1 rRNA gene is annotated in these 2,378 nt (G+C 52.3%); it reads left to right on the top strand.

The window, feature by feature from the left end:
• Positions 1-2,357 (top strand): 23S ribosomal RNA (locus ACLEJU_RS28605); the annotation flags it as partial.
• Between the last annotated feature and the right edge of the window lie 21 nt (positions 2,358-2,378).

Below are 2,378 nucleotides of genomic sequence, written 5' to 3'. Positions count from 1 at the left end.
TTGTTAGGTGACTGCGTACCTTTTGTATAATGGGTCAGCGACTTATATTCAGTGGCGAGCTTAACCGAATAGGGGAGGCGTAGCGAAAGCGAGTCTTAATAGGGCGTTTAGTCGCTGGGTATAGACCCGAAACCGGGCGATCTATCCATGGGCAGGTTGAAGGTTAGGTAACACTGACTGGAGGACCGAACCGACTACCGTTGAAAAGTTAGCGGATGACCTGTGGATCGGAGTGAAAGGCTAATCAAGCTCGGAGATAGCTGGTTCTCCTCGAAAGCTATTTAGGTAGCGCCTCATGTATCACTGTAGGGGGTAGAGCACTGTTTCGGCTAGGGGGTCATCCCGACTTACCAAACCGATGCAAACTCCGAATACCTACAAGTGCCGAGCATGGGAGACACACGGCGGGTGCTAACGTCCGTCGTGAAAAGGGAAACAACCCAGACCGTCAGCTAAGGTCCCAAAGTCATGGTTAAGTGGGAAACGATGTGGGAAGGCTTAGACAGCTAGGAGGTTGGCTTAGAAGCAGCCATCCTTTAAAGAAAGCGTAATAGCTCACTAGTCGAGTCGGCCTGCGCGGAAGATGTAACGGGGCTCAAACCATGCACCGAAGCTACGGGTGTCATCTTAGGATGACGCGGTAGAGGAGCGTTCTGTAAGCCTGTGAAGGTGAGTTGAGAAGCTTGCTGGAGGTATCAGAAGTGCGAATGCTGACATGAGTAACGACAATGCGAGTGAAAAACTCGCACGCCGAAAGACCAAGGTTTCCTGCGCAACGTTAATCGACGCAGGGTTAGTCGGTCCCTAAGGCGAGGCTGAAAAGCGTAGTCGATGGAAAACAGGTTAATATTCCTGTACTTCCAGTTATTGCGATGGAGGGACGGAGAAGGCTAGGCCAGCTTGGCGTTGGTTGTCCAAGTTTAAGGTGGTAGGCTGAAATCTTAGGCAAATCCGGGATTTCAAGGCCGAGAGCTGATGACGAGTGCTCATTAGAGCGCGAAGTGGTTGATGCCATGCTTCCAAGAAAAGCTCCTAAGCTTCAGATAACTGGGAACCGTACCCCAAACCGACACAGGTGGTTAGGTAGAGAATACCAAGGCGCTTGAGAGAACTCGGGTGAAGGAACTAGGCAAAATGGCACCGTAACTTCGGGAGAAGGTGCGCCGGCGAGGGTGAAGGACTTGCTCCGTAAGCCCATGCCGGTCGAAGATACCAGGCCGCTGCGACTGTTTATTAAAAACACAGCACTCTGCAAACACGAAAGTGGACGTATAGGGTGTGACGCCTGCCCGGTGCCGGAAGGTTAATTGATGGGGTTAGCGCAAGCGAAGCTCTTGATCGAAGCCCCGGTAAACGGCGGCCGTAACTATAACGGTCCTAAGGTAGCGAAATTCCTTGTCGGGTAAGTTCCGACCTGCACGAATGGCGTAACGATGGCGGCGCTGTCTCCACCCGAGACTCAGTGAAATTGAAATCGCTGTGAAGATGCAGTGTATCCGCGGCTAGACGGAAAGACCCCGTGAACCTTTACTATAGCTTTGCACTGGACTTTGAATTTGCTTGTGTAGGATAGGTGGGAGGCTTTGAAGTGGGGACGCCAGTTCTCATGGAGCCATCCTTGAAATACCACCCTGGCAACTTTGAGGTTCTAACTCAGGTCCGTTATCCGGATCGAGGACAGTGTATGGTGGGTAGTTTGACTGGGGCGGTCTCCTCCCAAAGAGTAACGGAGGAGTACGAAGGTGCGCTCAGACCGGTCGGAAATCGGTCGTAGAGTATAAAGGCAAAAGCGCGCTTGACTGCGAGACAAACACGTCGAGCAGGTACGAAAGTAGGTCTTAGTGATCCGGTGGTTCTGTATGGAAGGGCCATCGCTCAACGGATAAAAGGTACTCCGGGGATAACAGGCTGATACCGCCCAAGAGTTCATATCGACGGCGGTGTTTGGCACCTCGATGTCGGCTCATCACATCCTGGGGCTGAAGCCGGTCCCAAGGGTATGGCTGTTCGCCATTTAAAGTGGTACGCGAGCTGGGTTTAGAACGTCGTGAGACAGTTCGGTCCCTATCTGCCGTGGACGTTTGAGATTTGAGAGGGGCTGCTCCTAGTACGAGAGGACCGGAGTGGACGAACCTCTGGTGTTCCGGTTGTCACGCCAGTGGCATTGCCGGGTAGCTATGTTCGGAAGAGATAACCGCTGAAAGCATCTAAGCGGGAAACTTGCCTCAAGATGAGATCTCACTGGGATCTTGAATCCCCTAAAGGGCCGTCGAAGACTACGACGTTGATAGGTTGGGTGTGTAAGCGCTGTGAGGCGTTGAGCTAACCAATACTAATTGCCCGTGAGGCTTGACCATATAACACCCAAGCAATTTGCT

Origin of the sequence: Pseudomonas sp. SMN11, from assembly GCF_052041945.1 — a bacterium.
Lineage (GTDB): Bacteria > Pseudomonadota > Gammaproteobacteria > Pseudomonadales > Pseudomonadaceae > Aquipseudomonas.
This window is presented reverse-complemented; position numbering and strand designations above follow the sequence as displayed.